Here is a 5,396-nt window from a genome sequence, read left to right on the forward strand (position 1 = left end):
GGGATGATGCTCAAGATGCTGCACGACACCAAGAGCCACTGGCTCTCGGGGTTCCTGTCCAGCGACTTCAGCCGCGTGTCCGCGAGGCTCGCAGAGGATATCTGCAAGACAGCAAAGATCTCGCCCCACAAGCGCCCTCGGGATATCCATGGAGACACCGCTGAAACGCTCTATAAGTCCATCCAGTCCACCAAGATCATGGCGCCACCGAGCAACTGCGTCTCGCCAATCGGCGAAAAGGCAATTCTCTGTGGCCTGTATAAGCAAATCACGGGGGATTTCTATACTGCGGTAACCCGGCCGCCGGCTGTCTACCGCGGCAATCCTTTCGTGATCGAGGCGGGCTTGGCTTACGGCAGGGGGCCCGAAGAGGCCGCGAAGAACCAGGAACGCACGAAGATGCCCCTTGCCGAAGGGGAGAATCAGAAAAATGACAACTTGCTAGCCCGAGTCATCCGCTACGCAAACCGAGTTCCGCTTCTCTTTCAGCAGTCAGCCTGCTCAACCTTCAAGTCTGCGATAGAAACCACTTGGCGCAACTATGGTGTTCCGCAGTCCAGAGGCGCGCTTCCATCAGGTCCCTTGGTGATTTTCATTCATATGGCCTCGGTCTGGGTTCCGTTTACAAGCGAAGCCAAAGAAGCAATCGCCGATTACGATGAGATCCGAAAGGAAATCAAGCTCGCCCTGCAAGAATGCGGTCGGCGGCTTGGGACCTTTCTCAGACGACGGGAACGGGCCAAGAGCGAGTTTCGTCGGCGCAATATCTTTGAACTCTACATCGAGGAAGTTGTGGAAGCGTGCAACCACCTCAAGGGTGGGAAGCTGCCCACAGAGAAACTCAAACAGCAGCTTCACAAAATAGCCATGAGGCGGACAGGCGGAGAGAAGACAGACGAGCTACTAGGAAACAACGGAGGCGACCCGGAAGGTCTCCCCCATTCGATCATCGTCACCCCGGAGGGAACTGAAGGAGAGGTGATGGTTCCGAGTAACGGTGCGCCTAATAAAGTCGCACCTATGAAAGGAAATTCCGAAGAAGAGGAGAAATCCGCGAAGCCGACACGGCTGAAAGGAAAAGCTGAGTCTACGGCGAAGGGTAAGCGTAAAGCGGCAAGATCTAACAAGCCACCAGGCAAGAAAAAAGCGATCACACGTACCGGAAGAGCCAAGAAAAGGGCGAGGCGCAGGAAGAGGTAGGAGCAATATGGCGCGAAAAAAGCAAAAGATTAACGATGCAGTCGCAAAGAAACTCATCGGGGTGGCTGACGTGGTCATCACGGCTGCGCAACGGAGCAAGGACCCCACCCTTTCGATTCCCGTACGCGCCCTTTCAAACGTCAAGTTTAACGAGAAAAAGCGCATTATCGAAATGGGTAAAAACAGGCAGCTCCGCTCGTTTTTCAACGTAGGGATGGCCAAGAAGTTCATGCAGACGGTACTCGTGGCGGATGCCCTCTCCGAGCTCCAGCGATCGAACCTCACAACCTCTCTAAGGGAAATCTACTACCGCACAAAACACACGATTAAGGACTCGAACGAAAACACGTTCGACGGACAAAACGAATCAGATCCGGTCATTGAGGACCTTGAGGTCTCCCTGGAAGTCCTCCGGGAAGAGTTGCACGTCCGTGCCGACAATGGCGGAACCGTCGTGGGACCGCTGGTGTTGGTTGATGACGGCGACCAGGTGGACTGTACCAGGCTGGGAAAAGGCGGCTATTCGGTTCCCTCCATCGTCGAGCCGGAATATATCCAGATCAAGAGATGTAGCGCCGATTTCGTGCTCCTCGTTGAGAAGGGCACCCAGTGGAACCGCCTCTCCGAAGACAAGTTCTGGCGCAAGTACAACTGTATCCTCCTTACAGGAAACGGCCAGCCCCCGCGCGGTGTCAGGCGCCTGGCGCGGCGGCTGCACGACGAAAAAGGGCTCCCCGTCTATGTCCTTGTGGACAATGATCCCTGGGGCTACTACATATACTCGGTCATCAAGCAAGGATCGATCAATCTTGCTTTTGAAAGCCAGCGCATGGCCATTCCGAAAGCCAAATTCATGGGTCTCTCCAGCGCTGATCCCGAACAATACGGGCTCCCGCGCAACGTAGGCATCAAGCTCAATGACAAAGACATCAACCGAGCCCGGGAGCTCCTCAACTATCCGTGGTTTCAAAAAAAGGACTGGCAGAATGAAATTAAGCGGATGCTCTCAAGCGGTCTCAAGTACGAACTGGACTCACTCGCCAACAAGGACTTCCAGTACCTGACGAAGAAGTACCTCCCAAGAAAGCTCAAAGAGCAAGATTGGTTGGATTAACCCCGATCCGACATTAATCAGCCCCCGGTTCGACAGGCTCACGGCCCTGAGGTTCTCGAAGGGAAGAAATCCACCCTGATGAGCATCAGAGCGCAGCAATCACCTCTTCGCAGCGGGTATCAGCAACTCACCTTTAGTATAGCTGCAAACTGAAGATCAAAATGTCGGTAACTGCTGTCATATCGTGGTCAACACCGCAGCTGCCTCGATTATTTTTTACGGATCGGGGTTAAGCTTGGTGTCAGGCTGGACAGACGAGATACTTTATCTGAGTACCATGACCTGAAGTCTGGGCTTGCGTGGCTGGGCGAAAGGTTTCAGGGTCATCATCTTAGAGACGGTAGAGCATCCAGTAGACGACGACTCCGGTGACGGAAACGTAGAGCCAGATAGGCAATGTCCAACGGGCGATCCGCTTGTGCCTCTCGAACCTTCCCCTGAGAGCCCGGACCAGGGTGACCAGGACCAGCGGGACAATGGCAGCAGCCAGTACTGTGTGGGAGATCAGGATCGAGAAGTAGAGAGGGCGAATCCAACCTCTACCTTCAAACGGGACAGAGCCGACCTGGTAGTGATAGGTGAGATACGAGACCAGAAAAAGAGTTGAGGTTGCGAACGCAGACAGCATGCAGACCCGGTGCGCCGTTACGCGCCCTCGTCTTATCAACAGATACCCGATGACCAGGAACAACGCGCAGGCCGAGTTGAGAGAAGCGTTGATACCGGGCAGATATGAGAGTGGGACCAAGGGAATGGTCAGGTAATGTCAGGAAGAAGCATCAGGATCAAGAAGACACATAGGATCAGCGGGGTAAGGGCAATCACTCCCAGCGTGACCCGCTCAAACTTGAGGTGCATAAAGTACATGGCCACCAGAACCGCCTTGGACAAGGCAAGCCCTATGAGAAGGATCACGATGATGAGCCTTGCCATTGGCACGTAGATGACAGCGATCTCGAGAATAGTCAGTCCCAAAAGCCACCAGAAGACACCGAAGTAGTTAGGTTCTGTGTGAGCTGTTGTCATCGCTAATCCCCCAATTCGCCTTTCACACGAGATAGACAAAGGTGAAAATCAGGATCCAAACCAGATCGACGAAATGCCAGTACAGGCCGGCAATTTCCACTTCGTTGTGCCGATGCTCCCCGTAACGGCCGCGACACCCCTGAACCAGGACTGTGGAGAGGTAGACGACTCCCCCAAACACATGACAGCCGTGAAAGCCAGTCAGCACAAAAAAGGTCGTACCGAACAGGATAGCCCCAAAGGGATTACCTGTCAGCGTGAGCCCCTCGTGGATCAGGTTGGTCCACTCGTAGGCCTGCAATCCTAAAAAGACCATCCCGGCCAAGACGGTCAGAGACAGGAACTTTTTAAATCTCGACTGATCTCCATTCTTGATCGCCGAGAGGGAGAGCACCATCGTCACGCTGCTGCAAATGAGCAGCAAGGTCATGAGGGCCGTGAGGTTGATCCCGAGGACTTCCGCAGGCCTGGGCCAGTTAGAACTACCAATGCGAAAGAGACCGTAGCCCACAATGAGCGCCCCAAAGCTCATCGCATCTCCAGCCAGGAAAACCCACATGCCGAGTTTGCCCCAGCTCTCAGGTGTCAGGGGCGATTCCGCCGGTTCGGCGGCAGCATCCATCACGGCAGCTTCACTCATCTTCTCTCCTCCATTGATACCTCGACCAGGTGCAAAAAGCCCCCTCCTCTGCCAGTGCCGCCCAGCTCCATCGCCGAGCACGTGTGAAGATGAACAATTCAGGCCACAATGGCAACACCAACAGGCAGAACAGGAACTCTGTTCTGACAATGACTCGCAAATTAGCGCAACGCGCGCATGCTGTCAATATAGATAAACCAGCCCATAGAGGACCGGCCAAAGGACTACGACAAACATCCAGTATATCGCGCACACCTCAATACCCGTATGACTATTCGACGTGAAGCGGCCACGCCGAGTCTGTACCAGGACCGTTATCAACCAGAGCATGGCACCAAGCACATGGAAGCCGTGGAAGCCAATCAACATGTAAAAGGTAGCACCGTAAATCCCGCTCGACAGCGTTAGGCCAAAGTGGATCAAGTGTAACCATTCGTAGCCCTGAACGAATAGAAAGACAGCCCCGAGAAACACCGTGGTTAAAAGCCACCGAATAAGCGTGGTCGATTTCCCAATTCGGATCGCACTCAAGGCCAGACAAACGGTTATCCCGCTGAACAGAAGAATGGCCGTATTAACCCCGGTTATCGCTACGGGCAGGCGCGGCTGAGACAGGGGTGGCCAGACCTCGCTCCCCAATCGGTAAACCATAAAGGCACCGATCAGCCCTGCAAAAAACATCAACTCGGCCCCCAGAAACACAAACAACCCAAGACGGGCATTGCTGATCGCTGGCCCCGCGTTTGTGGAAGGAGGCGGAGGACCGCCACCAAGGCTGGCGGTCTGCAAAACCTCGCCTTCTAGGGGTGCAGTAAATTGCCGGGCTGTAGCTTCACGTGACATATATCAGCTTGGAAGTGTAGCCATTAGCCGTCAGCCTCGAACCTAAAGCTGTAAGCTGACCTGCCTTTGCCGTGCACGGCACGGCAGACAGGTCGCTGATGCCTAATAAACGATAATGAAAACAATGATTGCACCAAAATAGGAAAGTAGAAAAAATGCCAGCAGGATGCCAAAATGCTGGGTTCGCCGCTGTCTATTTTGCTGAGCCATCATCTTTACTCCGATCAGAGCGCCGAGCGATTCAGTGCCATCACGAGGAGGAGTACCGGGAGGTAGACTAAGGAGGCGAACAAAAGCTGCCGTGCGGCTGCAACCGATCGAGCAATGGCTAGTCTACAGGCGCTTGTCACAAAGGCGACCCCGAGCAGAAGGGCGACTACATAATACAACACGCCGGCAAGACCAAGGAGCATTGGCAGCAGGCTGACCACAAGTAATGCCAGAGAGAAACCTACGGCCTGACGACCCGTGCTCCTCCCTTCAGGATCGACAACGGGAAGGAACCGGATGCCCGCTCGGGCAAAGTCGTCGCGGTATAGCCTAGCGATGGCCAGGGTATGAGGTATCTGCCAG

Annotated in this window: 7 protein-coding genes; 2 read left to right on the forward strand and 5 right to left on the reverse strand. The window is 54.4% G+C overall.

The genetic code is table 11. From position 1 onward, the window contains the following. On the forward strand, nt 1-1,200 hold a 1,200-nt coding region (locus O6929_12485; protein ID MCZ6481199.1), incomplete at its 5' end, for a DNA topoisomerase VI subunit B. A gap of 7 nt (nt 1,201-1,207) precedes the next feature. After that, on the forward strand, nt 1,208-2,314 hold the full coding sequence (locus tag O6929_12490) for a DNA topoisomerase IV subunit A (protein ID MCZ6481200.1): 1,107 nt from the start codon (nt 1,208-1,210) through the stop codon (nt 2,312-2,314). 331 nt (nt 2,315-2,645) lie between these two features. Here O6929_12490 and O6929_12495 read toward each other — a convergent pair whose 3' ends face one another. From O6929_12495 to O6929_12515, 5 genes are all read right to left on the reverse strand, one after another. Beyond that, the gene (locus O6929_12495) at nt 2,646-3,062 is read right to left on the reverse strand and encodes a DUF420 domain-containing protein (protein ID MCZ6481201.1); all 417 of its coding nucleotides are present in this window, start codon (nt 3,060-3,062) and stop codon (nt 2,646-2,648) included. 8 nt (nt 3,063-3,070) lie between these two features. Further along, nucleotides 3,071-3,340: a cytochrome C oxidase subunit IV family protein gene (locus O6929_12500; GenBank protein ID MCZ6481202.1), complete on the reverse strand. Its 270-nt coding sequence runs from the start codon at nt 3,338-3,340 to the stop codon at nt 3,071-3,073. A 22-nt stretch (nt 3,341-3,362) separates the two neighbouring features. Then, nucleotides 3,363-3,980 (reverse strand): cytochrome c oxidase subunit 3, encoded by a 618-nt coding sequence (locus tag O6929_12505; GenBank protein ID MCZ6481203.1) that lies wholly within the window; start codon nt 3,978-3,980, stop codon nt 3,363-3,365. Between the two features lie 183 nt (nt 3,981-4,163). Then, nucleotides 4,164-4,823 (reverse strand): heme-copper oxidase subunit III, encoded by a 660-nt coding sequence (locus O6929_12510; GenBank protein MCZ6481204.1) that lies wholly within the window; start codon nt 4,821-4,823, stop codon nt 4,164-4,166. A gap of 224 nt (nt 4,824-5,047) precedes the next feature. Further along, nucleotides 5,048-5,396 (reverse strand): UbiA family prenyltransferase (locus O6929_12515; GenBank protein MCZ6481205.1); only part of this gene is annotated, 349 nt, incomplete at its 5' end.

The sequence above is a fragment of the Candidatus Methylomirabilota bacterium genome, from assembly GCA_027293415.1.
Taxonomy (GTDB): Bacteria; Methylomirabilota; Methylomirabilia; order Methylomirabilales; family CSP1-5; genus CSP1-5.